This window comes from Fibrobacter intestinalis (assembly GCF_900167415.1).
Taxonomy (GTDB): Bacteria; Fibrobacterota; Fibrobacteria; order Fibrobacterales; family Fibrobacteraceae; genus Hallerella; species Hallerella intestinalis.
The window spans coordinates 13,901-37,547 of sequence record NZ_FUWU01000001.1; the positions used below are offsets into that span (position 1 = coordinate 13,901).

A 23,647-nucleotide genomic window follows, 5' to 3' on the forward strand; every position below is an offset into this window, starting at 1 on the left:
TTCACTTTGACTTTTCCCTTCATTTTTATTTTTTCCGGTTTTTCCAAAAAACGTTTTCGAATGTTGGCGAGGGCGGTGAATTTCCGATTTTTTCAACTCTTCGTTTTAGAAATGAAACTGCTGGGAATTTTAACCGTTCATGTTGAGCACAAGGAACGTTTTCAAAATTTTCGCCCTTGCGTTATTGTGGCCAACCATCCTTCTTTTTTGGATGTCGTCATCCTATTTTCCATTATTCCCAACGCCAATTGCATTGTCAAAGGTTCTCTTGCAAAAACGCCTTTTGTGAACACCGTTGTCAGCGCACTTTTTATTCCCAATACGCTCCCTTTTGAAGAACAGTTGGAACGGGCAAGAATTGGCATGAACGAAGGGGAATCTCTGATTATTTTTCCGGAGGGGACGCGTACAAAATCGGGAGAACCTTTGCATTTTAAAAAGGGAGCAGCACGTTTTGCGATTCATTCCGGAAGATGCGCCCTGCCTATTTACATCGGCGGAAATGAAAAAATCGGCATTCGGAAGAACGATGCGTTTTTCCGTTTTCACCCTTCAGAACGATACCATTATAATCTGGATTTGCTTCTTCCTATTTTTCCCGGAAAATTTGAAGAGCATTCGAAACCAGCTGCGGTGGAATTGCTGACAAAAGAAATGCAAAACGTTTTGGAACTTTGTAGAAATCGAGATCCCGAAAAAGAAACGTGAAGAATAAAAAGAAAGGCTGTCTCTTTCGTGCGCGCACTACATTCTTTTGAAAATCAAAGAGGTGTTGATTCCTCCGAAAGCGAAGTTGTTCGACATAAAATATTCAATATCCATTTCTCTCCCGTCGCCCATGATATAATCTAAAGGCGCACACGCTGGATCGATATTTTTCAGATTCAAATTTGGATGGAACCATTTTCGATTCATCATTTGAATGCCGAGCCAAGCTTCAATAGCACCACAGGCCCCTAAAGAATGGCCGATGTAACTTTTTAAACTGCTAATAGGAGCGGCCCTTCCTTGCAAGGCCCCAAAAGTCGCTTGAGTTTCTGCGGTGTCGCCGAATTTGGTCGCCGTGCCGTGTCCGCTAACGTAGCCGATTTGCTGCGGATAAACGCCCGCATTTTTCATCGCCATTTCCAATGCGATTTGCATCGTTTCTTTTTTGGGCTGCGTTAGATGATTGCCGTCCGTGTTGGTTCCGAAACCGACAACTTCCGCATAGATATGCGCGCCGCGAGCTTTAGCGTGCTCGTATTCTTCAAGAATTAAAGAGCCTGCGCCCTCGCCGATGACAAGACCGTCCCGATCTCTGTCATAAGAAGCCGGCGTGATTTCTGGAGAGTCGTTTTTAACACTTGTCGCAAATAGAATATCAAAAACAGCAGAACCCGTCGGATTTAATTCTTCGGCTCCGCCAGCAATCATAACATCCTGTTCACCGTGCATAATCATTTCATAGGCGTATCCGATAGAAAGGCTTCCCGCCGTGCAAGCGGTATTTGTCGTAACAAGACGTCCGGTAAGTCCCAAAAGAACGCTGATATTGACCGCGCAAGTTTGCGGCATACAGCGAATGTAACTGGTTGCCGTAATGTTCGACGAATCGTTATGGATAAGCATGGACATAAATTCTTTGATAGCGTCAAAATTTCCCATGGAAGATCCGAATGAAACGCCGATACGTCCAGCTTTAAGTTCCGGATCATTCAGATCGTAACCCGCAAGGAGCAAAGCTTTTTCCGCAGTGGCTACTGCCATGTGAGCAACGCGCCCCATCCCCCGCATTTTCTTTCGAGGAAATTCCGGAAGAGAAAATGGAATGGGAGCGGCCAATCGTGTATTGATTTGTTTGTAAACATCCCAGCCAGGCATTCGAATCGTGCAATTTTTCAGCAAATGGAGCCGTTCAAAAATTTCATCGTCATCCATTCCGAGCGGAGAAATGCTTGCCCCACCTGTAACCACAACTCGACGTTTCATGCCAAACCTCCATTTACAGAAATGACTTGCCGTGTAATATAGGAAGCTCCTTCCGAAAGCAAAAAGAGAACTGTTGCAGCAACTTCTTCCGGTTTGCCAACACGGTGCATGGGAATGGCTGGCAAAATCATATCAACCGGGGCATCTTTAATCATTTCGGTTTCAATAACTCCAGGAGCAATGCTATTTACGGTGATATTTCGACTAGCCAATTCAACGGCTAAAGCTTTGCTGGCAGCGATAATTCCGCCTTTGCTTGCACTGTAATTGACTTGTCCTCGATTTCCAATAACTCCAGAAACCGAAGCAATGGAAATAATTCGTCCTTGTCTTTTCCGACACATCGGCATGACCAGCGGATGCAAGACATTGTAAAAGCCGTTCAAATTCACGTTGAGGACGCTGTCCCAATAATCGTCGGTCATGGCGGGGAATGCGGCATCTCGGCAAATACCCGAAGAAAGAACAACTCCGTAATACGTTCCTTTTTCGGCAACATCTTTTTCCAGTACGGATTTACAATTTTCTCGATCCGTTACATTAAATTGCAGAAGATGCAAATTTTCTTTATTTTGTTCGGCGAGATTTTTTAAAGAATCCGCATGGCTGTTGTAATGCGCCGTAACCTGATAGCCTGCTGACAACGCAGCCTGTACAATGGCAAAACCAATGCCGCCACTGGCTCCCGTCACAAGAACGCGTTTTCCGTTTTCCATTTATATTCCTCCCATTTTTTGCGGATTGTCCACGGCAATCGTATTGATTGTAGCCGTTGCAAATAATTTATCACCGACAGACGCTTTTCCTTCAAATGTAATCGCTTTGTCCATTTGCGCAATTTGCTTTATCCAAATACGTACGACGGATTTGGCAAGAAATACGTTTTCTTCCGCTTTAAAATTTGTCACGCTTAAAATGAAGCCAACTTGAGACGAATTTTTTTCTCTATTGGCAATACCATTCAATGCGGCTATACTTTGCGCCATATATTCAAAAGCAATCCATACAGGAACGCCGCCAAAATTTTCGTCGTAAAACATTGTCTTTTCGGAAATATCCACTTCCGTCTCAGCAACCGCTTGCGACAAATCGTAAAAAACGACTCGATCGAGCAAATTCATTTTTCCTTTATGCGGCACTAATTGCGCTATTTTTTCTCGAGAATCAAATTCGGTCATGCGTTCCTCGCCAAAACCAAAGATACATTGCAACCGCCAAAACCAAAAGAGTTGCTCATGCAAATATTGAGTTTTTCGGCACGTTCCCCTAAAGAAACCAGATGAATCTGGGGTATGGACAAATCTCGTTCACCGTCAAAATAATGTACAGGCAATTCCCGATTCGGATTTTCGTCTGAAAGAGCAAGGCAGCAAAATGCCGCTTCCAGCGCTCCCGATGCGCCTAAAGTGTGACCGGTCAATCCCTTGGTAGAACTCGATTTCGTATTATCACCGAAAACACGATGAACTGCAACGCTTTCCATAGCATCGTTTAGTTTTGTTCCCGTCCCATGCAAATTGATATAATCCACATCTTTTGCTGAAATTTGAGCGTCTTTCAACGCTTTTAGAATAGCTTGCACGGCGCCTTCGCCATCGGCTCTTGGGGCAGTAACATGATCCGCGTCGGAACTTTCGCCCATGCCGAGAATTTGAAATGGAGACGAATTCGCTTCCCGAGAGACCAAGAAAAAAGCAGCGGCGTCACCAATGGTAAGTCCAGAGCGATTCCTGCTGAACGGAATAGATGGCGTTGCGGAAACCGCTTCTAAAGAATCAAATCCAAGAACAACGGTTTGCGTTTGAATATCCACCCCGCCGACAATTGCGGCATCACAAAAGCCCGCTTCAATCCAATTTCTGGCGGAAACAAATGCACTTGCACTGGAAGCGCAAGCGGACGAATGGGTAAATATCGGGCCTGTAATCCCAAACCGTTTGGCCACATATTCTGCGGCAAAATCAGCCTGTTGTTTTTTCAATAAATAACCGTCTGGGTATTTTCCATTACTTTGAAAAAATGCTAAAGCGGAAAGGGACGATTCGGAGCCGTTATCGCTGGAACCGAGGAATACGCCAATTCGATGCGCTCCCCATTTCTGAATCCATTCGGCAACGGAACTTTCCAAAGAAACCAATGCTTTTTCAGAAAGTCGATTGACGTGATTATCGTAGAAAGAATCCGCCGTATGAGGAAGTTTGCTTTGCGGGATTTCTGCGACATAGCGTTTTTTTCCGCAGTATTCTTTTTGGATAAATTGCGGGGGTATTCCGTTTTTCAAAGCGTCCCAAATAGACTTTTTGTCCGCTCCCAAAGCACAAACGGCGGCAAAATCTTTGATGTAAAGAGGATTCATGGATTTCTTTCCTCCTGATTTTCGGATTCGATTTGATAACGATAATTTCGAATTTTATTTTCAAATCGGATTCTCCCTTTGGATTTTTCCATAACAAGAATTTCCGATTTTCCGTCAGATAGCGATCGCCGCAAACTTGAGCCTTCTTGCGATTCTCTAAAATGCAGACCTGCTTTTTGAAAATTTTCAGAAAGAATTTTGGCAGGATAGTAGCAAAATTGAACGTCAGCTATTACATATTCGGCTTTGACTTTATCGGAATCTATCCAGCGGCTGTTAAAAAAGACGGAATCTTGTGTATAAATTAATTCTGCAATAACATTTCCCATGGAACTGAAAAGCATTACATGAATGAGGGAATCATTCAATAGCATCCAAGAATTTCCCGAAAATTTCTTATCGCCATAAGAACCGGTCATCTGCTGATTTTCTTCTATGGATATATTTGAAAATTTTGGAAGAATCAAATGGGCAAAGTGCGAATCGGAATAATAAATTTTTGTCGCCAAATGCGCAGAACGAGTCGTGCAGGAAATGAGTCCGCATACCACAAAAAGAAGAGCACAGCAGAAAATAGTTCGCCATAAACGCATCAGATAAAAACTTAAAAAATTGTTGGCCGATGGCAATTGCTATTTCCTCGCAAAAGGAGAAAGGCACAAGCTTGCGGAAATGCCGAGTAATACGGTAAGCCCCAAAATAGACACGGGCGCAAAGCTGCTTAAGGCAAGGGTTCCAAAAGAAATCAATGTCGTCAGCGTCGATAAAATCACAGCAAATGCCGTTGAATTTAAATCATCGCCAGCTTCTTTGAAAAAAAGCGAATAGTCAATGCCAATGCCTAAAACGAGAATCAGTCCTGTGATAGCAAAGAAATTAACGGGAATCTCCATATAGCCAAACATCGACATGGTAAATAGGCAAGCTAGTATCGGTGCCCGTACAATTCGTAGAGAATCTTTCCAGGTATAGACGAATGACAGAATAAAAAATACAGAAAAATAGGCAAAAGCGACTAGAGCTAAAGCCGTCATGGAAAGTTCTGTTAAAGCGTGATTCACCGTTTCCATTTTATTGACCGCATAAATTCCCTCGTCAGGACTGGCAAATGAGTCTGCACAAAATTCTTTTGTTGCATGCAAAGGCAAAACCGCACTGTAATAAGAACTATCCAATTGGCCAATCCACAACATATCTCGGAAATTTTCAAATTGTTGCGGCAGTTGTTTTTCTAAATCGGTTTGAATAGCAGGATATTCCAGCTGTTGCCTTTTGGGAATTTTCATTGCTTTTTTCAAAGCGGCATAACGAATGGGAAGGGAACGCCGCAAAGCGGAATCCAGTTGCCGTTGGCGATGAGCTGACGGAGCGAAATCGGAAAAAGCTAAAACCGATTCGATAAGAGAATCTTTTTGCGCGGTCCAAAGGCGTTCTTTTAGATTCTCTTCTTTCTGTAAAACGTCTTCAATAGAATTGCCTCGCACGATAAAATAATGCGGAGAAATTCCCGAGTTCATCCACTTCGCTATTTTGATTTCACTTTTTTCTAAATCCGGAGCAATTTTGTATAACGTGCGAAGATCTGTTTGCAGATTTAGTTTAAAAAATCCAGGAAGCAGGAGTCCTAAAAGAACTGCGAAAACAATATAACGTACCTTTCGAGGAATGGATTCCGCTTTAGAATATCCCTTTAAAGCGAGTTGAATTATTACAGGAGGATTTTGATTTCGCTTTTCTAGTTTCCGAGAAATAATGGGGAATATTAGAAGAACGGAAAGCAAGGCACTTGCCAAGCCGACCATTGAAAAAAATGCCATCTGCCGAAGTACGGGAAAGTTCACGATCATCAAAGCGATGTAACTCAGTTCCGTTGTCATAAATCCGAGTAGAATACTTTTGATTTGAAAGTTCCTATCGGCAAAATGATGCAGCGCGTAATCGATGCTCACTCCGATAACGCTTGTGCCAAAGACAAAAGTGAAAATATGAATTTCATGGAATGTCGCCAAAGTCGCACCAATTGCCGCAAGAATGGCTACGACAATTGAAACTAAAATGGAAAGAATCGGAAGAGGAGAGCGGAAGGCTAAAAGAAGCAACAGCAGCACCGCAACCCCAGAAATACCAGAAATCCAAGCGACTTCTCTTTGGGCTTTTTGGGAACTGGAGTAGCTATGAAATGGAACCCCTGAACATTCAAATGATAGGTTCGGGTGAGCCTTTTGCAACAGAGCCATTTTATCTTCTAGCAGAGAAATAATGTGTCCGTCGGACGCCATATCCGAGGCATTCTGAAGCATTTTTGCGTTTACAAGTACATAAGTTTTTCCTGAATCTTCGACAGTCAGCATTCCTTCACGCAACGAGAGATTTCCGGAAAGTAAAGGATTTTTAAAAAGAAGCCGTTCCTGCGCATTTTGAGACAATAAATAGGGATCTTCTTGCAGGTGGCTCAGTGAACTTGTAGGAAGAGCTCCGAAGGTTCGGGAAAGCGCCCGATGATACAGATAATTTGCTCGAGCGGAATCGCTCATTTGCAGCAAAGACGGGTCTTGCAAGGCAAAACGATTTTTATAAAAGAATTCTGAGAGTTCTCCTAGAGAATTGCTGTCGATGAGCCACGTAGCCGATTCGATCTGTTGGCTTTCCGAAAGCATTTTCCCGATTTCATTTGCTGCAGCCTTGGCTACGGAAAAATCAGAATCGCCGACAAACAGGAGCAGCTGCGTCGCTGAACGCGAAGAAAATTCCGATTCTGCGTTTTGAAACTCTTGGCTTATATCGGATTTTGGCAATACGGAATACAAGCTCTTATCAATTTTCCAAGGATATGCCAAGACAACAGCAACAATCAAAGCGATGTGTAAAATCGCCCACAGGCCGATATGAAAAATTTGTTTCTTACTTTGCGGAATTTCTGAATTCATAGCTTAAAATATTTCCTTCTCCATCAAGCATTTCTACTTTTTCAAGATTCTTTTGACCTTCCAACAAAATGGAAGCCAGCGCTTTTTGAATCATTTTTTCTTTGGGGCGCAAGCCGATTATCCATTTTTTCTTTTGAGTGACAAAATAAATATCGAATTTTTGCTGAAGCGATTCTAAATTGCCATTAAAAATCGCTTGAACGGATGCTGCGATTTCGCGAAAAACTGCATTATTCGCCGCATTCATTTCCACAGAGGTGCCGTCCGGAAAAACCTGGATCATTTTTTCTTTGGAGATTTCAGAACGTGACGCAAAGGGTTTTTCGACATTCAAAATAATGCCGTTTTTGCCAGAAATTAAAAAAGTGCCCGAAGATTCAAAGACGCGTTGAATTTTTTGTACAATCCGTTTTTGAATAAAGGAACCTTCTTGTTTTTTTACAGAAGAAAGAGTTTGTACAATTTCCGCAAATGCGGGCGAGTTAAAATCGGCAGGAGAATCCCATAAAGAATCTTTTGCAAAAAGAATTCCACTCCAAAAAAGAAAAATCGTGAAATATATTTTAACCATTTTCATTCTCGGCGAGATATTTTTCAATTCGCTCTACAAAATCGCGCGGAGAACCAATCATGGATTCATGCGTTTTAAGATTTACCGCCATTTGAGTACTTTCCGCTTTGGTGATGACTTTGCCAGTTTCTACATCCATGAAACGATAGCGGATTTTTAAGCAAACGTCGTATTCGACAAGGGTCGCTTCTATGCGGACCTTTTGCATAAAACGAAGCGGTCGAATGTATTTGATATGCAGCTGCACAACGGGCCAAACATAACCCGCTTTTTCCATTTCAAAATAATCATAATGGATTTTATCCAAAAGAGCGCAACGCGCTGTTTCCATATATTTTACATAATTGCCGTGCCAAGCGACATTCATCGGATCCAAATCGTAAAATTGAATCTGTATTTCGGCACTTGCTGTGATTGTTCTGGAGTTCACGACAATTCTCCTTTTGACCAAAAATTGTAAAAATTATACCACTGATATGGATGCTGCAAACAGAAGCGTTCTAGATGCGAAGTAAATTCGGCAGCCAATTCCGCGATTTTCTTTTTTTGTTCCGAACGCTTTCCCGTCCAAGTTACGGACGAATGAATAACGTGAAATTCATAGGGCGACGTGATATCTAAATCTTTTTTACGAAAAGCAAAAATAAAGTACACGGGAGCTTTTAAAACACAGGCAAGAGTGAATGCGCCTTCGGGAAATGCTGCGTTTTCTCCTAAAAACGGCAAGGAAATTTGGCGTTTTTCAAAATGAGACGACGTTCTGTCCCCGGCAATAGCTATCAGATTTCCTGAAACGATTTTTTCATGCATAGCGATTACGGAATCGGGGCCGATTGTATTGGCATCAAAAGCGTTCTTCATCAACGATGGATTTAATTTGTGCAGAATCGTATTGAACTTTCGGGTTCCCGAAAAATCAACAACAGGGAAAACCTGAAAAATGCGATGGGTATGTTCTTTGCGAAATCCCGTCAAGGAACGTATAGCCTCAATGTTTCCCAAATGCGAACACAAAACAAATGCGCCTTCTCCAGAATCCAAAGATTCGATAAGTTTATTAACATCATCGTTTTGCGTTTCCAATTCCGACAAATTTATTTTGCCCGCCCAACCTCGAATTTTTTCCACCATCGACAAAGCAAACGCCAATATGTGACGATACACAGCAAAATGCGGAACTTTTTGATTTCGCATGGCAAATACGTGTTCCAAGTAAAGGCGAGAACGTTTTCGGACGGGAGATGCTCCCAAATAAAAAAAGAAGACGATGACTGCGGCAAAACATTCTATCCATTTCAGAGGCAAGTGAATGGCTGCCCAAAGCATAAACTGAAACTTCCATTCGGCATTCTCCGTTTCCTTTATTTGAAACCAATGTTCGTTTGCCATTATTTACTTTTTGCCTCTTGCACTTTTGCGCTTTAGTAATTTAGGCAATCGGAGAAGCATTCCAAAACAAAGTCGTGTATGTAAGCGGGAAATTTCTACGTTGTCTCGCCACATTCGAAAATTGGATACGCCGTCTTTGGGATAAATTACTTGGATGGGATAAAAATACATACGGACTCCCGCCCAAGAAAGCCGCACCAGAATTTCAATATCAAAACCCATTCGGAATGTTTGAATCTGCTTCAAAATCGGTTCGGTGAGCCAAAGCGGGTACACGCGAAAGCCGCACATGGCGTCGGGAACAGCAAAAGAAAGCGTCTCTATCGACACCCAAAAATTCGTGATTTTACGACCGATTTTTCGCCCTTTGGGAGCAGAATCGTCATATTGAGGGAAACCGCCGACAAGACAATCCAAATGCTTTTGAGAAGCTTTTAAAAAGAACGGAATGGCTTCGGGATTATGTTGCCCATCGGCGTCGATTTGCAATGCGTGAGAATATCCGGTACGATAAGCTTCTCGAAGCCCGGCACAAACAGCGGCTCCTTTGCCTCCGTTTTTCGCAAGCGATATCAAGGAAATTCGAGAATCGCTTTGGGCGATTTTTTGTAGTATCTGCAATTCTTCAGCGGAATTTCCGTCATCCACCAAAATAATGGGAAGATTCTGCGCCAATAATTTTTGTATCACCGGACGCACCGCATCGGTGTGGCGAAAGATGGGTATCACAGCGCAAGGTTTGAATTCCATTATGGAGCCTTTTTCAAAAGAATCGATCCCGAAGCGTGAACCGTTTCTCCATTGGCGATCCGAAATGACATCTTTCCCAATTCCGGAGAATACGATTCTTCAAAAGTAATAGGTGTATCTGGGAGAATAGGACTTGTAAATTTCGTTCGAGAAATGCGATCTATTTCGCTGGGCAGTTGGAAAAACGCGCGAAAAAATCGCAACGCCAAATCGATTTGAACGACTGCAGGCAATAATTTGAAATGAGGAAAATGCCCATCATAATAATCGCTTGTATTTGGCACGACAATTTTAACCGCCAGCCGATTACCGTTTTGAAAGAAACGGAGTATTTTGAAATTCGGGTCTTCTGGCAAAGCGAACAGCTTTTGAATGTCGCGCGTTTTCACTTTTCCCATCACATCTTGCGGCAATTCTTCCAAGTAGCGCCACTTTTTGGGAGTCACCGTATTCTCTAGGAAATTGGACAGGTAATTGCGAAAATAGGCATTGATTTCTTTTTTGGGCGTTTCCGCAAACTTTAACGTTCCCGTTTCGTTTAAAACCAGAGCAGCTGCCAGAAATTGACGCTTTCCCGCCATCGGAACAACTCGCACATCTCGGACCAACTTGGTTTCGCGCAAACGGTTTTCCACCTCCAAAAGCGATATGCGCTTTTCTTCAATTTTCACAATGGAATCCGCTCTGCCGAGCAGCGAGAAAGTTCCGTCCGATTCTATTTTTCCCAAATCGCCTGTAACAAACCCTTCTGGCTCCGTATAGGAAGAAAGTATTTTCAAACGTCCATCCTCTTCCAGCGTGATTTGATTTGTCGGAATCGGTGTCCATAAAGGAGTAATTTGAATGCGGCGAGTCGCTATGGCACCGGCTTCTGTGCAACCATAAATTTCTTGCACTCCATTTCCCGAAAGCTCTTCGACTTGATGGGCGACTTCATCGGGAAGCACTCCGCCCGCCGACAGCCAAAACGGTTTTTTCTTAAAGGCCAGCTTGGTTCGATTGGCAACCAAACGTTTTAAAAATGCGGGACTTGCCACAATTACTGCGGGATCTGCTAAAATTTGTTCCAGCTCTTCGGGAAATTCAAATCGCGTTTGACGAATAGGAAGTCCTGCGGAAAACGGAACAAAAACCGAGAAAGCGAGTCCGTAAATATGATGGTGATTTACCGTCGAATAAAAGTTACAATGAGAAAAAGAGGACGCAAATCTGCCAGCGAGAGCATCGGCTTCATTTTCAAATTGAGCTGCGGTTTTTGGAATTTCTTTAGGAACGCCCGTCGTGCCAGAAGTATAGAGTGCCGCCTGCGCTTTTTGCGCATTAAAGGTTTGCCAAGGAATTTGAGCGGAAAACCGTTCCAGCACTTGCGGGATTTGCAAAGAATTTTCTTCGCCGGCATCGTTTAAAAATCCGACATTCGGCTTCCGAATTTCTCGAATAAATTCCTTCTGCCGATTAGCCGTAAACAAAATTTTCTTTTGACTTTGAAAAAGCGCAAAGATAGCAACGAGTAGGTGGTAGGTATCTTCAACATTTAAAATCCAAGAATCGTAAGATTCCTGTGAAATGGCACCTCGCAATTTGGAAACGTCTTCTTTGAACATCTTCCATGTTTTGCATACAGATGACAGGCCGGAACCGCGAAAGCACACGACAGAATCGTCCGGTCGAGAATTCGCCTGTATTTGGGAGAACGAGATGTAAGATTGCAATGAGCCTTGTTTCATTTTTCGCACTCCATATTCTACGGCAAAAAGGATTCCCATCAAAATATAGGAAATAAAACCGTTATAAAGAGCCCACCATTTTTCATCGGAGGCAAGAACGGTCCAAAGGGCGATGGCTCCGTTTATGCAAAAAAAAATACACCAGACGATGGTGACTTTTTGACAATAACGCTCTATGGGAATTCGGTCAGCAATACGGAGAATTCGCTTGTCCGCAAAAGTCGCCAGTCGAAATACGAGATTCGTTTTAGAAAAAAGAGTTGCTCCAAAAAGACAAAGCATCCCGCTATTTACCAAGACGGGATAGAATAGAAGAAATTTTGCATTGTCTAAAGAAAACGTCAATATCCCACATAACAACAGAATGGTGGTGAAACCGATTTCTTTTACAGGAATGCTTGGATGTTTGTGCTGAGCAAATAAAAAAATACGAAGAGCCACTAAAAGCAGCAATAGCAATGCCAGTTTACGCGGGGAAAATTCCCCAAAACGGAGAGCGCAAAAAATGAGCACAGGATAAAGAACCAATACGATGGCGAAAAATATCCTGCCGACAAAGAAGTTCATTACTTGTCTTTTGTTTCTTGCGTCAATTCGTAAACGCCATCGACAACATCTTGTAGAGTGCGCATTTGCTTGAACACTTCGGGATCTACATTTCTGGGAATATATTGTTTCAGTTTAACAATCAAATCCACGGCATCGATGCTGTCGAGATTCAGGTCTTCATAAAGGCGAGCTTCCGGAACGACTTTCGCAGCGTCCATTTCAAAATCATTTACTAAAGCGTTGCGAATTTTTTCGTAAATCTGCTGTTTGTCCATAACATCAATCCTTTTTATTTGCCGAAATGTAGGAAGCAAGCGCATTGATCGACGCAAAATGCCGACGGGTTTCTTCATTCACCGTAGAAAAGGTAACACCGAAATTATCTTTAATGGCGATGCCCAGTTCCAGCGCGTCAATGCTGTCGAGTCCAAGCCCCTTTCCCTCTTTATTCAATCCAAAGAGCGGAGCGTCGTCATCAATGTCTTGAGGAGTTATATCTTCTAACTCCAACGACTTGATGAGCACTTCTTTTATCTGCATATTTAATTCAGACATAAAATCTCCAAAAGTAATTTAAAAGATAGCAAAATTCATAAACATCCCTATTCTGGAAAATATTTATAACAGATGTAAAGACGCGAATTCGCTATTTTGATAAATTTTTCAGGCAAATTGCGCAATAAAACTTTTAGGTACGATTTTTTCATACGGGAAATAGCAGTTCAAGTGAAAAATCGTTAGCATACGGAGCTTTCTATTTCCCAAAAATTTTGAAAATGAATTTTTAGAGGCGGCTGATCGAGTTATCATCGACATCAACAAAAAAACGTTCAGAATATAAATTCTGAACGAAAGAAAATAACAGGACTTATCCGCTACAGGGTTACGATTTTTTCGTTTTCCATCAACTGGTCAAAAGTTTGACGTTCCCGAATCAATTTCAATTCACCGTTGGAAAATAGAATTTCCGGAGCGTAACGGCGGCTGTTATAATTGCTCGACATCGCACTTCCGTAAGCACCCGTATCATGCAAAACCAGAAAATCTCCGACTTTGGCTTCGGGCAATTTTCGGGATACGACAAATCCTCCCTCTTCTTGAGTGAACACATCTCCCGATTCGCATAGAGGTCCAGCAACGATGGCATCTTGAGCCTCTCCCAAATTCCTGCCGTCCGAAGAGACAATGGAAATAGCATGGTAAGAACCATAAAAAGAAGGACGCACAAGATCGTTAAATCCGGCATCTACCAAATAAAACAGATTGTCGGCCTGCTTTTTGACGGCGCGAATTTCGGCAACCAGAACAGCACTTTCTGCAACCAGATAACGCCCAGGTTCCACTTCAAGAGCCAGATCATGTCCTATGGATTGCGCAATATCTTTGCGGGTTTTGTTCCACAAATCATAATAGGCTTTTACATCAATGCGGTTATTCTTTTCCGTTTCTTTGTACGGAATGGGAAGTCCTCCGCCTGCAGAAATGACTCGCAAATGTGAACCCAGATGTCTTGACGCATCTCGCATCGCATCACAAACTTTGGAAAGATGTTCAAAGTCCGATCCGCTGCCGATATGCATATGCAGTCCCGTAATCCACATCCCATTGGATTGAGCGAGCTTTAGGCAATCTTTAATTTGCGAATACCAGACACCGTGTTTGGAAAGCGGGCCTCCGGTATTTGTTTTTTGAGAATGCCCATGGCCAAAGCCGGGATTGAGACGAAGAGTGATGTTTGAACGAACTCCCGCATCGGCCAGTTGCTGAATCATGTCCGCGGATCCGACATTCACATGAATCTTGTGTTTTTTGACGAGTTCAATAGCATCCCGATCAAAAATATCGGCGGTATAAACAATTTGAGGCACTTGCTTGTCACTCTCACCGCCTTTGAATCCGGCTCGCAGAGCGCGCACGATTTCTCCGGCACTTACCGCATCGACAACAGCTCCGCATTTTCGAATTAGCGAAAGAATGGAAAGGTTGGGGCACGCTTTTTGAGCAAAGCGAATGGTATCGAAGCACTTGAGTTCCTGAACGCGCTTTTCGATTGTCGCCTGGTCATAAAGCCAAAAAGGGGTGCCGTAATTTGCGACACCCTCTCGGATTATTTTATCTGAAAAAAGACAATCAGACATTCTTCACGCTGTTTTCGCCACCCTGACCGTCAGGAACGCGATCCGGATTGGCTTGGTCAATTTCCCAGCTGCCGTCAAAAACGAATTTATATTGATAGGTTCCCGAAGCGAGTTTTTTCTTGAGGGACCACACACCTTGTTCGTCTTTTTTCATTTTAGCAGGAGCCCAATTGTTGAATTCGCCGGCGACTTCAACAGATTTGGAATCGGGAGAATACACATTGAATACAACTTCTTGCAAAACCGACTTTGTGGCTTTCGGTGCCGATTTTTTTACAGGCGTCGTCTTCTTTTCGGCAACGGCTTTCTTTGTTGTGGAAACTTTCTTCACCGCGCTCTTTACCGGAGCAGATTTCTTTTCTGCGCTTTTTGCCGGAACGGATTTTTTCGCCGTTTGCGCTTTTGTGGTTTTCTTCGTAGTTGACATCGATCAACCTCCTTTTTCGTTGTTAACAAATAATAACAAATAAAATGTCTTTTCCCAAGACCCCAGCGGCAAGGCGAGTGCCTTTTGACGCTTTTTAAGTTGGTATCGTTCGCGAAAAACGCTTTCTTCAGACGCAATTTTGTCTATTTTTGAAATACCGTTTCATTTTTAATGAGTATTAAATTCAAATGAATAATTCGATTATTGCCCCGAGTGTCCTCAACGCCAACTTTCTGAATTTGAAAGATGAAATAACCGCCATTGAAAAAGGAGGAGCAGGACTTGTTCATCTTGACATTATGGATGGACATTTTGTTCCGAACATCAGTTTTGGCCCGGGAATTTCCGCTCTTATCGGTAAAGCGACAACTCTCCCGCTGGATTGCCATTTGATGATAAGCAATCCTGAATTATTCGTCGAAGAGTTCGCTCGAATTGGATCTCACTATATCACCGTTCAAGCTGAATCCACTTGGCATTTGGATAGGATTTTAAACCGGATTCGCGAACTTGGCGCAAAGCCCGCGGTGAGCATCAATCCAGCGACTCCCATTGAAAACATCCAATGGATTCTGGATTTAGTCGATATGGTTCTTGTCATGTCGGTGAATCCGGGTTTTGGCGGTCAAAGTTTAATTCCCTATTGTCTGGACAAAATTCGGAAGTTGAGAGAAATGAAACCGAATTTGGATATTGAAATTGACGGTGGAATCAAGCTCGACAATATCTTGGATGCCAAAAAAGCTGGAGCAAATATTTTTGTTGTCGGCAGTGCCATTTTTAAAACGGATTCTCCAGAAACGACTTGCAAAAAATTCGTCGAAAAAGTGAGGTAAGCATTTTTATGCTGAACACGACCCTTTGCTATATCGAACAGAACGGAGCTTATTTGTTGCTCCATCGAGTAAAGAAGCAAAACGATATCAATCACGATAAGTGGATTGGCATCGGGGGAAAATTTGAAGAGGGCGAAAGCCCTGAAGATTGCGTCCGGCGAGAAGCTCGAGAAGAAACGGGTTTGGAACTCACCGATTTGAAATATTGCGGAATTGTCACATTCTTGAGCGACGGCATGGATGAAACCGAATTTATGCATTTGTTCCGCGCGACGCAATTTACAGGAGAATTGAAAACTTGTGACGAAGGCGTTCTTGAATGGATTCCCAAAGAGAAATTCGCGAGTCTTCCTCATTGGGATGGTGACCGTATTTTTTTAACGCTTTTAGACAGGGGGTCGCCATTCTTTTCACTCAAATTGACGTATAAAGGAAATGAACTGATTGAAGCTTTGTTAAATGGAATCCCTGTAAAAGCAGAAGATTTTTCTTACGGGTCTTTGCCGGATTTTCCACCGATGCGCCGCCAAGAAAGGGCTCTTTCCCATCAAGAAACGTTAGAAATTTTACGCACAAACGAATACGGCGTTTTGGCGATAGAAAACTCTTTGGGCTATCCCTACGGCGTACCCATCAATTACGCTTTTGACGGAGAACATATCTGGTTTCACGGCGCAAAGAATGCCGGAGAAAAAGCGAAAAGCATTTGCAATCATTCCAAAGCGTGCTTTACCGTTGTGCGGAATTCACAAATACATCCTGAAAAATTTAGCACCACTTTTGAAAGTTGCATCGTTTTTGGTCGTATTCGCCCAGCGGAAAATCCTGAAACCGGATTGCGTCTGCTTCTCAAAAAATACTCTCCCGAATACCAAAAAGAAGGTGAAGCCTATATAGAACGCGCCATTAGCAAAACAGGCGTTTTTCGCATGGACATAGAATTTATGAGTGGGAAAAAGCACGAGTAATGGCAACGCTAGCCCCAAAAATTTTTAGTACGATAATTCTTTTGTCTGCAAGAAATCTGGATAAAATTTCCTGATTTAATGCAACACTACTTTATTCCCGCACAACTCGATCGTATGCGCTTAGGATTGTTGCCGCAGAAATCGTTCCGACAATTTCGCCTTTGGAATTTTTGACATAAACTTCATTCATGGAATGCTTAAGCATAAATTTCATAGCACTGTGCAAATCCGCGCTGATGGGCAGAAGCGGAGAATGTGTAATACAATCAGAAACCAACAAGACGTCGGCACTGCCTTCAATGGAAACGATATTGCGCAAGACGAGACTCCAATCCAGAATGCCCAAGTATTCATCGCCATCGTAAACCGGATAAGTATGCGTCACCGCAGAATCTGGAAATAGGACATTGAACGTGTTGATATCATGCTCCGCCTCGTGAATTGTTTTTTTGGCATTCAGGCATAACACACGGGAAGCCTGCATCACCGACTCTACAGAGATGGTTCGCAGCAAATCCGGATCCATTTCCAACCGATGCGCTGGAGACGTGAATTTGTTCAAAACTTGGCTCCGGTAAATCCCCCATTTTCGGCTGAATGCGACATGCACAACAGCGGCCAGCATAATCCCGGGCAATAGTTGATAACTGCCCGTCATTTCGCAAACCATGACCACACCAGCCAACGGTGCCTTTGTCGCTCCGGCAAAAAAAGCTCCCATACCAACCAACGCCATGGCGCCCGGTTTTTGCAAAAGCCCAGGTGCTAAAGTTTCTACGGACACAGCGAAAGCAGCTCCCAATACTCCACCCAGAAAAAGAGAGGGACCAAAAACGCCGCCCGCTCCACCGCTGCCGACGGTAAAAGAAGTCGCCAAAATTTTAGCGACAACAAGCCCCAGCAAAAAGAAAACCGAAGGCGAATGTTCCGAATCCACCAGACGAGTCATGTTTTCCACATAGTCCCAAGTGCCTCCCATCGCCTGCGGAAAAAGCAAAGCGACGAGTCCGCAAAGGATTCCGCCCACAGCGGGCTTTGCCCAGTTGGGAATTTGCCATGATGAAAAAAAATCTTCGACTTTATAATAGATTTTTGCATATAGATACGATGCCGGCACGCAAAGAAGCCCCAGCAGCGCACAACAAAAAAGGGTTGGAACGTTTACAAAGGAAAATTCGGGGACGCTAAAAGTTGGAGCGGTTCCGAAAACGCTGGAATAAACCGAGAACCCGACTACGGAAGCGATAATGGATGTCCAAAAAGCACTGCTTTCAAAATCTTCGCGATAAAGAATTTCTACGGAAGTCAATGCTCCTGCCAAAGGCGCCTTGAAAATGGAACCCAAGCCCGCCGCCATTCCCGCAAGCCCGAATTGCCGACGCACAGCGCGGGTCATTTTGAAAAAACGGCAAATCGTCGAAGCGATGCCAGAGCCGATTTGGGAAACGGGGCCTTCAAACCCCGCACTGCCTCCGCTGCCAAGAGTAATTGCACTCGCTAATAATTTTACAGGCGCGACCCTTTTTCGCAACGCCCGACCGCGGTGATGGAATGCGTAAATGGACCGGTCAGTCCCCTGCCCTGCCGCTTCCGGCGTTTTGGTTATCACAAAGAGCAAAATGCCGACCAGCAGACCGCCGATGGCTGGAGCCAGGAATAAAGCATAGCCCGAAAACGTATCGCGAACAAATCGAGTTGTCGTTTCTAGACTCCAGCGGAAAATGACAGCGACGCATCCGGTAACCAAACCGATAAACGCTGCAAGAAGCATCTTGGGAATGTAAGAATTGATAATGAATAGGCGCGAAATTTTTTTCATTTATTTGCGTTTTCGCCAAACGAAAAGCACCCCGGCGACAGAAAGGACAAATATCGCTATGATAATCCAGAACGAATACGGATTGTTTTCACCAAGCCCAAAAGGAAATTTTACATTCATGCCAAAAATACTTGCCACAAAAGTCGGGAGCGTAATGGCAATGGTGACAATGTTCAGCGTTCTCATCAGCACATTCATGCTGTTATTGACGACGCTTGCCCGCGCATCCATCAAGGAAGCAAGAATGTTGGCGTAGATTTCTGCCTGCTGCAAACTCTGGCGGTTTTCAATGACCACGTCGTCTAAAAGTTCCCGTTCATTTTCGCTGAATTGCATTCCACGCCCCATCTGCAATTTTTTGAGCAACGCTTCGTTAGAATTGAGTGCACTGACGTAATAAATAAGGCCCTTGTTCAACGTGAACATGTATTGCAAATATCGATTGTCCAGCGAATTTTGCAATTTGTCTTCGAGTTCCTCGTTTATCCGGTTCATAATCTTCAAATGTTCGTTAAAGTGATAGACGGAATAGTTGAGAAGCTTAATGACAAAGGTATTCAGCGAGTCTATCTTTGAAAAACGCCGGGAATCCATCAAGGGAATTTCGGCATCGGAAAGGAGCAAAACCCAATCTTCAAACAAGAAGATACCGAAAGATTCTACGCGGAATTCAAAATAATCTTCGGATGTATAATTGCGGGGTTTTTTAAAAACGATAGTCGTAAAATCGTCGTCGTATTCGATACGGGAAAGTTCATCGTTATCGAATGCAGAAGCTATTGTATGTTCGGCGATTTCATATTTTTTTACAAGGGCACCCCGTTGCTCCTGGCTAGGGCTACCCATCAGCACGATGTCCGCGGAATCTTCATCCGAAGCTTTCGTGATGCGGCCATTCTCAATTTTATAATACTTGAGCATAAAAGCCTCTCTTGTATTATGAACGCCTACAATTTTACGAACCAAAAATAAAAAAGACCTAGGACAATGCCTAGGCCTTTGGGTGAATTATTTGTAAAAATTACACAAGACGACGAACGTGTTTGTTGAACCAGACGACGAATGGCGCGCAGATAAACACCGAGGAATAGGTGCCGACAATGGCGCCGAACGTCATCACAAGGCCGAAGTCACGAATGGAAGAACCGCCCATAACGGCTAGAATCACACAGACAAACAACGTCGAAAGCGAAGTAATCACTGTACGGCTGAAACTTTGAGAAACAGAAGCATCGACGGTTTTCGCAAAATCCGATCCTCCGTGGAGTTTCACATTTTCGCGAATGCGGTCATAGTTAACAATCGTGTCGTTTACCGAGTAACCGATCATCGTCAGGAAAGCAGCAACCATAGCTCCGTCCACGGAAAGTCCCAAAAGCGATACAAAGCCGACGGTGAGAACAGTATCGTGCACAAGTCCCAACACCGCACCCAAGCCAAAGCCAAGGCCGAGTTTACCAAAGCGGAACCAGACATACAGACAAATGGCAAGCCAAGCAAGGAAAACGGAAAGAATCGCATTGAATCGCAATTCTTCACCGATGGTTGCTCCGACTTCATCTTGAGAAAGAATCTGCACGCGTTCGTCGGAATCAATGGCCTTAATCACATCTGCGCCTTGTTCGCTCTTTACAGAAACTTCATAGGTGTTTTGCAAAGATGTTGCGCCCATGGTGCGAACCGTTCCATCGGTCACATTGAATTTGGCGAGTACAGCGTTCAAATCTTTCAGATGATCTTCGGCGTCGTTGTATTGCACCCGGAAGACGGTTCCACCAGTAAAGTCGATGCTGAAATTAAATCCTTTGAATACGGAAAAGGCGAGAGCGATAATCACACAAATCGCAGAAATCGACACAAAAACTTTTGCCTTGCTCGTAATTGGCAAATGCGCCCGGTTCAAAGCGGCAAAACCCGCTCCAATCGAAATCGCGTTCGTATCCTGCTTGGCAAGCTTCAAGTCGAAAATAGCGCGGGTAACGGTAAGGGCCGTAAACATCGAACCGGCAATGCCAATCATCAGAGTGAGGCCGAAACCTTTTACCGAACCCGTTCCAATCTTGTAAAGAATCAAAGCGGTGAGGAAAGTGGTCAAGTTAGAGTCGAAGATGGCACTGAAAGCGCGTTCGTAACCTTTCGCAATTGCCGCTCGAGCTTTGTTGCCCGCCCGAAGTTCTTCCCGGATACGTTCGAAAATAATCACGTTGGCGTCAATGGACATACCTACAGTGAGCACCATACCAGCAATACCGGGCAAAGTCAGAGTGGCGCCGAAAGCCGAAAGGACTGCTGCGGTAATCAAAGCGTTACAGACCAGACCGACGCTGGCGACAAGACCGCCAAACCGGTAATACATAATCATAAAGAGAATGGTAATGATAATACCGATTAAAGCAGAGCCAAAACCGCTGCGGATATTGTCTTCTCCGAGGGTGGCGCCAATCGTGCGGCTTTCGATGATGTTCATCGGGGCTTTCAGTGCGCCGGAACGAAGTACCACCGCCAAGCGATTCGCTTCCGCCATATCGTCAAGACCTGTGATTTGCGCTTCTCCATTCGGAATGCGGTCGCGGATAACAGGAGCACTGATAACTTGGTCGTCCAAAACAATCGCCATTTGCTTGCCGATATTTGCCGCAGTCACTGCGCCAAAACGCTTGGGGCCAATGCCCGAGAACTTGAGGCTAACGGCAACTTCACCCGAATTTGTTCCGTCAGAAACACGATAGGGGCGAGCATCGGAAACGTATTCACCGCTCATTTCCGCACGACGCTTGAGCAAATACAAGCGTTTTGCTTTAATCGGAGAATCTTTCAACTTTTCAAAACCGGAACCCCAGGCGAAAACGACATCGTGCGGGATCAAGCTCTGGACGGTGCGATCGTTCAAAATGCGTTTAATCGTTTCGATTTGTTCCTGGGCGACAAACCCGCCGTTGCCGAAAGAAAGGTAAAGAGCGGAAAGAGCCGTTCCCGTTGCCGAGGATTTGACGGAATCCGAACCGGCTGTTGCAGTCAAATCCGTTTTAGCAAGATCATCAGACTTTGCGTTGCCTGCGAAAAGTTCCGCATCGGAAAGGGTGTCTTTTTTCGCCGTTGTGACGGGTTCAGCCGCTGCCGAATCCGCTTGTACGCTGTCTTTCACGTCGCTCCGACCCAGCAGATAATTGTCAATCAGCATGACAATTTGCGAAAACTTTTCCTGTTCCGCCAGGATTTTGAATTCCAGCTTGGCGGTGCTGCCGACAAGCGCCTTTGCCGTAGAATCATCCACGCCCGCCAGTTCAACATTAATCCGGTCGTTGCCCGAAGGGGAAATCTGCGGTTCCGAAAGACCAAACTGGTCCACGCGGTTACGGACAATTTCCAGCGATTGTTGCTGGATGTCTTTAATATCTTCTGTTTTAAGACCTTTGCTGTCTATTTGGAGGGTAATGCTAGTTCCTCCGGCAAGATCTAGACCAAAATTCATCGCCTTGGCGGCTACTTTTGGATTTTGCTTGATAAATTCCTTCTTCGCTTCACCCGATTTGGAGTGTACTTGAATGGAGGGAATTATCGACCATGCGGCAAGAAGGATGACTCCGAGTATGATAAACTCGCGCATTCCAAATAATTTTTTTTTCATCTGATCATTTTCCTTAAAGGCTTGAGAAACCTAAAATTTGGGCTTAAATTTAGAAATTTTTATAAGATGGTTGGACGTTTGGTGAGAACAATGCCATCCTTGGCAACAAAGTAGCCTGCAACGCCCGCAATCGGAGACTTTCCGCTTTCATAAATCACTTCTGTTCGTGCGGAAATTCCCGGCAACGGAACGGGGCCTGGAAATCCGAGGCGCAATTCCACCAGCGTTTTATTGTATTGGCGGCAAATCAGCAGTCCTTGTCCTTCGGGGCGAATGGAAAAAGTTCCCATGGACATCGCCGATTCCCGTTTCCGAAAAGCGAGAAAAGTTTGCACTAGGCGAAAAATCTCGGAATTTTTAGCGTCGGGCAGTTCTTGCCAAGGGAAACAGCGGCGATTGTCCGGATCTTTTCCGCCTTCCATTCCGATTTCATCGCCATAATAAAGAGAGATGGCTCCGGGCAAAGTCAAAAGCAAAGCCCAAGCGACGGCAGCCCGACAGGAATTTCCCCCGGCAAGGGTAAGCAAGCGAGCGGTATCATGGCTTCCAAACAAATTCATTTGCACGCCGAACAGCTTTCGCTCCAATAGATTCTGGAAGGCATTGCAAAATTCAGCAGAGTCCATTCCAGAAACCGAAACGGCCGTCGGATCGCCCGTCGAAACGGCATTTGAAGAAGACATCCCCTCGGGGAACAAAAAACGCAGAGCAAGTTTTCGCACAGGATAGTTCATCACTCCGTCAAATTGGTCGCCAGCCAGCCAGCGCGACGGATCTTCCCAAATTTCACCCATGATATACGCTTCGGGATTCCACTTTTTGACTCGTCGCCGAAACTCCCGCCAAAAATCGTCGTCATCAATTTCATTGGGCACGTCCAGACGCCAGCCGTCAATGCCTCGGCGAATCCAAAATTCCGCGACCCGTAACAGGTATTCCCGGGTTTCTAGATTATCGGTGTTGAACTTTGGCAAAGCAGGCATTCCCCACCAGCAATCGTAATTCGGTTTTTCGGAGTAGGCGTTCACCGGAAAAGAATGAAAGTGGAACCAATTTTTATAGGGCGACGCTTCGCCTTCTTCCATCGCAGAGACAAATGGAAAAAATCCCCGCGAACAATGATTAAAGACGCCGTCCAAAATGATTCGCATTTCTCGTTTGTGCACTTCCCGCACAAGCTCGTCAAAATCTTCAATGGTTCCTAGCACCGGATCGATTTGCAAATAGTCCACGGTATGGTAGCGATGATTTGCGGCGCTTTTAAAAATCGGGCATAGGTACAGCGCATTGGCTCCCAAGTCTTGGATGTAATCCAGTTTTTCAATGATCCCGCGAAGATTTCCTCCGCAAAATCCGTGCACTTCGGGCTTGGCTCCCCAATTGTGAAAACTGCCGGCGCATTCGTACTTTGGCGATCGGGCGAATCTATCGGGGAAAATCTGATAAAATACGGCGGAACGAACCCAATCGGGACAATGAAAATCTTGAGGCGCACTCATAAAAAAGAACCTGTTTCTGCTGCAAAACAATACATCTCATTTTTCCTTTTCGGCATTTTTGAATGAGTTCATTTTCTTGTCTTCGGCGTCCA

The 23,647-nt window shown here is 44.3% G+C and carries 22 protein-coding genes and 1 pseudogene; 3 read left to right on the plus strand and 20 right to left on the minus strand.

What is annotated here, in order from left to right:
• The first annotated feature begins 111 nt into the window (after positions 1-111).
• On the plus strand, positions 112-708 hold the full coding sequence (locus B5D40_RS00085) for a lysophospholipid acyltransferase family protein (protein ID WP_158222145.1): 597 nt from the start codon (positions 112-114) through the stop codon (positions 706-708).
• A gap of 36 nt (positions 709-744) precedes the next feature.
• Here the strand turns inward: B5D40_RS00085 and B5D40_RS00090 are convergent, their stop codons facing one another.
• The 15 genes from B5D40_RS00090 to B5D40_RS00160 form a co-directional block, all read right to left on the minus strand.
• On the minus strand, positions 745-1,971 hold the full coding sequence (locus tag B5D40_RS00090; RefSeq protein ID WP_078775243.1) for a beta-ketoacyl-ACP synthase: 1,227 nt from the start codon (positions 1,969-1,971) through the stop codon (positions 745-747).
• The gene (gene fabG, locus B5D40_RS00095) at positions 1,968-2,687 is read right to left on the minus strand and encodes a 3-oxoacyl-ACP reductase FabG (RefSeq protein WP_078775244.1); all 720 of its coding nucleotides are present in this window, start codon (positions 2,685-2,687) and stop codon (positions 1,968-1,970) included. The genes B5D40_RS00090 and fabG overlap by 4 nt, the downstream gene beginning before the upstream one ends.
• Positions 2,688-3,149, minus strand: a complete 462-nt coding sequence (locus B5D40_RS00100; protein ID WP_073301886.1) for a hotdog family protein — start codon at positions 3,147-3,149, stop codon at positions 2,688-2,690.
• The gene (locus B5D40_RS00105; RefSeq protein ID WP_073301884.1) at positions 3,146-4,327 is read right to left on the minus strand and encodes a beta-ketoacyl synthase N-terminal-like domain-containing protein; all 1,182 of its coding nucleotides are present in this window, start codon (positions 4,325-4,327) and stop codon (positions 3,146-3,148) included. The genes B5D40_RS00100 and B5D40_RS00105 overlap by 4 nt, the downstream gene beginning before the upstream one ends.
• Positions 4,324-4,920, minus strand: coding sequence for a DUF3261 domain-containing protein (locus B5D40_RS00110; RefSeq protein WP_078775245.1), 597 nt, complete (start codon positions 4,918-4,920; stop codon positions 4,324-4,326). Before B5D40_RS00110 ends, B5D40_RS00105 begins: the two co-directional genes overlap by 4 nt.
• Positions 4,921-4,959: 39 nt before the next feature.
• A complete protein-coding gene (locus tag B5D40_RS00115; protein ID WP_078775246.1) occupies positions 4,960-7,254 on the minus strand; it encodes an MMPL family transporter in 2,295 nt (764 codons plus the stop codon).
• A complete protein-coding gene (locus tag B5D40_RS00120) occupies positions 7,229-7,825 on the minus strand; it encodes a LolA family protein (RefSeq protein WP_158222146.1) in 597 nt (198 codons plus the stop codon). Before B5D40_RS00120 ends, B5D40_RS00115 begins: the two co-directional genes overlap by 26 nt.
• Entirely contained in the window at positions 7,818-8,255 is a 438-nt protein-coding gene (locus tag B5D40_RS00125) for an acyl-CoA thioesterase (protein ID WP_073301877.1), read from the minus strand. Before B5D40_RS00125 ends, B5D40_RS00120 begins: the two co-directional genes overlap by 8 nt.
• On the minus strand, positions 8,252-9,214 hold the full coding sequence (locus B5D40_RS00130; RefSeq protein ID WP_078775248.1) for an LpxL/LpxP family acyltransferase: 963 nt from the start codon (positions 9,212-9,214) through the stop codon (positions 8,252-8,254). The genes B5D40_RS00125 and B5D40_RS00130 overlap by 4 nt, the downstream gene beginning before the upstream one ends.
• Positions 9,215-9,217: 3 nt before the next feature.
• The gene (locus B5D40_RS00135; RefSeq protein WP_078775249.1) at positions 9,218-9,964 is read right to left on the minus strand and encodes a glycosyltransferase family 2 protein; all 747 of its coding nucleotides are present in this window, start codon (positions 9,962-9,964) and stop codon (positions 9,218-9,220) included.
• Positions 9,964-11,973, minus strand: a complete 2,010-nt coding sequence (locus tag B5D40_RS00140) for an ApeI family dehydratase (protein ID WP_158222147.1) — start codon at positions 11,971-11,973, stop codon at positions 9,964-9,966. Before B5D40_RS00140 ends, B5D40_RS00135 begins: the two co-directional genes overlap by 1 nt.
• Before the next feature lie 284 nt (positions 11,974-12,257).
• On the minus strand, positions 12,258-12,515 hold the full coding sequence (locus B5D40_RS00145; protein WP_078775251.1) for an acyl carrier protein: 258 nt from the start codon (positions 12,513-12,515) through the stop codon (positions 12,258-12,260).
• 4 nt (positions 12,516-12,519) lie between these two features.
• Positions 12,520-12,795, minus strand: a complete 276-nt coding sequence (locus tag B5D40_RS00150) for a phosphopantetheine-binding protein (protein WP_073301869.1) — start codon at positions 12,793-12,795, stop codon at positions 12,520-12,522.
• A gap of 320 nt (positions 12,796-13,115) precedes the next feature.
• Complete coding sequence (gene lysA, locus B5D40_RS00155) at positions 13,116-14,378, minus strand: diaminopimelate decarboxylase (protein WP_078775252.1); 1,263 nt, start codon at positions 14,376-14,378, stop codon at positions 13,116-13,118.
• On the minus strand, positions 14,371-14,805 hold the full coding sequence (locus tag B5D40_RS00160) for a glycogen-binding domain-containing protein (protein ID WP_078775253.1): 435 nt from the start codon (positions 14,803-14,805) through the stop codon (positions 14,371-14,373). The genes lysA and B5D40_RS00160 overlap by 8 nt, the downstream gene beginning before the upstream one ends.
• Positions 14,806-14,993: 188 nt before the next feature.
• Between B5D40_RS00160 and rpe the strand changes: the two genes are divergently transcribed.
• Together rpe and B5D40_RS00170 are read left to right on the plus strand one after the other, a co-directional pair.
• Positions 14,994-15,641: a ribulose-phosphate 3-epimerase gene (gene rpe / locus B5D40_RS00165; RefSeq protein ID WP_073301865.1), complete on the plus strand. Its 648-nt coding sequence runs from the start codon at positions 14,994-14,996 to the stop codon at positions 15,639-15,641.
• An 8-nt stretch (positions 15,642-15,649) separates the two neighbouring features.
• A complete protein-coding gene (locus tag B5D40_RS00170; RefSeq protein WP_078775254.1) occupies positions 15,650-16,609 on the plus strand; it encodes an NUDIX domain-containing protein in 960 nt (319 codons plus the stop codon).
• A gap of 91 nt (positions 16,610-16,700) precedes the next feature.
• On the opposite strand, the gene B5D40_RS00175 is transcribed toward B5D40_RS00170, so the two are convergent.
• The 5 genes and pseudogenes from B5D40_RS00175 to B5D40_RS00190 form a co-directional block, all read right to left on the minus strand.
• Positions 16,701-18,428: a chloride channel protein gene (locus B5D40_RS00175; protein ID WP_078775255.1), complete on the minus strand. Its 1,728-nt coding sequence runs from the start codon at positions 18,426-18,428 to the stop codon at positions 16,701-16,703.
• Entirely contained in the window at positions 18,429-19,394 is a 966-nt protein-coding gene (locus tag B5D40_RS00180; protein WP_233134290.1) for a magnesium transporter CorA family protein, read from the minus strand.
• 55 nt (positions 19,395-19,449) lie between these two features.
• A complete protein-coding gene (gene secF / locus B5D40_RS16390) occupies positions 19,450-20,427 on the minus strand; it encodes a protein translocase subunit SecF (protein WP_369832917.1) in 978 nt (325 codons plus the stop codon).
• A 24-nt stretch (positions 20,428-20,451) separates the two neighbouring features.
• Positions 20,452-22,056: pseudogene (gene secD, locus B5D40_RS16395) on the minus strand (protein translocase subunit SecD); the annotation flags it as partial.
• Between the two features lie 59 nt (positions 22,057-22,115).
• Positions 22,116-23,555: a glycoside hydrolase family 13 protein gene (locus B5D40_RS00190; protein ID WP_078775257.1), complete on the minus strand. Its 1,440-nt coding sequence runs from the start codon at positions 23,553-23,555 to the stop codon at positions 22,116-22,118.
• Positions 23,556-23,647 lie beyond the last annotated feature (92 nt).

Bases quoted from the DNA above. Each gene is read 5' to 3' on its own strand.
- B5D40_RS00115 (WP_078775246.1), bottom strand. From the start codon at position 7,254: ATGAATTCAGAAATTCCGCAAAGTAAGAAACAAATTTTTCATATCGGC.
- fabG (WP_078775244.1), bottom strand. From the start codon at position 2,687: ATGGAAAACGGAAAACGCGTTCTTGTGACGGGAGCCAGTGGCGGCATT.
- B5D40_RS00145 (WP_078775251.1), bottom strand. From the start codon at position 12,515: ATGGACAAACAGCAGATTTACGAAAAAATTCGCAACGCTTTAGTAAAT.
- B5D40_RS00140 (WP_158222147.1), bottom strand. From the start codon at position 11,973: ATGCTTTGTCTTTTTGGAGCAACTCTTTTTTCTAAAACGAATCTCGTA.
- secF (WP_369832917.1), bottom strand. From the start codon at position 20,427: ATGTTTACGGCCCTTACCGTTACCCGCGCTATTTTCGACTTGAAGCTT.
- B5D40_RS00160 (WP_078775253.1), bottom strand. From the start codon at position 14,805: ATGTCAACTACGAAGAAAACCACAAAAGCGCAAACGGCGAAAAAATCC.
- B5D40_RS00105 (WP_073301884.1), bottom strand. From the start codon at position 4,327: ATGAATCCTCTTTACATCAAAGATTTTGCCGCCGTTTGTGCTTTGGGA.
- B5D40_RS00110 (WP_078775245.1), bottom strand. From the start codon at position 4,920: ATGCGTTTATGGCGAACTATTTTCTGCTGTGCTCTTCTTTTTGTGGTA.
- B5D40_RS00150 (WP_073301869.1), bottom strand. From the start codon at position 12,795: ATGTCTGAATTAAATATGCAGATAAAAGAAGTGCTCATCAAGTCGTTG.
- lysA (WP_078775252.1), bottom strand. From the start codon at position 14,378: ATGTCTGATTGTCTTTTTTCAGATAAAATAATCCGAGAGGGTGTCGCA.
- B5D40_RS00130 (WP_078775248.1), bottom strand. From the start codon at position 9,214: ATGGCAAACGAACATTGGTTTCAAATAAAGGAAACGGAGAATGCCGAA.
- B5D40_RS00190 (WP_078775257.1), bottom strand. From the start codon at position 23,555: ATGAGTGCGCCTCAAGATTTTCATTGTCCCGATTGGGTTCGTTCCGCC.
- B5D40_RS00090 (WP_078775243.1), bottom strand. From the start codon at position 1,971: ATGAAACGTCGAGTTGTGGTTACAGGTGGGGCAAGCATTTCTCCGCTC.
- B5D40_RS00175 (WP_078775255.1), bottom strand. From the start codon at position 18,428: ATGAAAAAAATTTCGCGCCTATTCATTATCAATTCTTACATTCCCAAG.
- B5D40_RS00135 (WP_078775249.1), bottom strand. From the start codon at position 9,964: ATGGAATTCAAACCTTGCGCTGTGATACCCATCTTTCGCCACACCGAT.
- B5D40_RS00085 (WP_158222145.1), top strand. From the start codon at position 112: ATGAAACTGCTGGGAATTTTAACCGTTCATGTTGAGCACAAGGAACGT.
- B5D40_RS00100 (WP_073301886.1), bottom strand. From the start codon at position 3,149: ATGACCGAATTTGATTCTCGAGAAAAAATAGCGCAATTAGTGCCGCAT.
- rpe (WP_073301865.1), top strand. From the start codon at position 14,994: ATGAATAATTCGATTATTGCCCCGAGTGTCCTCAACGCCAACTTTCTG.
- B5D40_RS00120 (WP_158222146.1), bottom strand. From the start codon at position 7,825: ATGGTTAAAATATATTTCACGATTTTTCTTTTTTGGAGTGGAATTCTT.
- B5D40_RS00170 (WP_078775254.1), top strand. From the start codon at position 15,650: ATGCTGAACACGACCCTTTGCTATATCGAACAGAACGGAGCTTATTTG.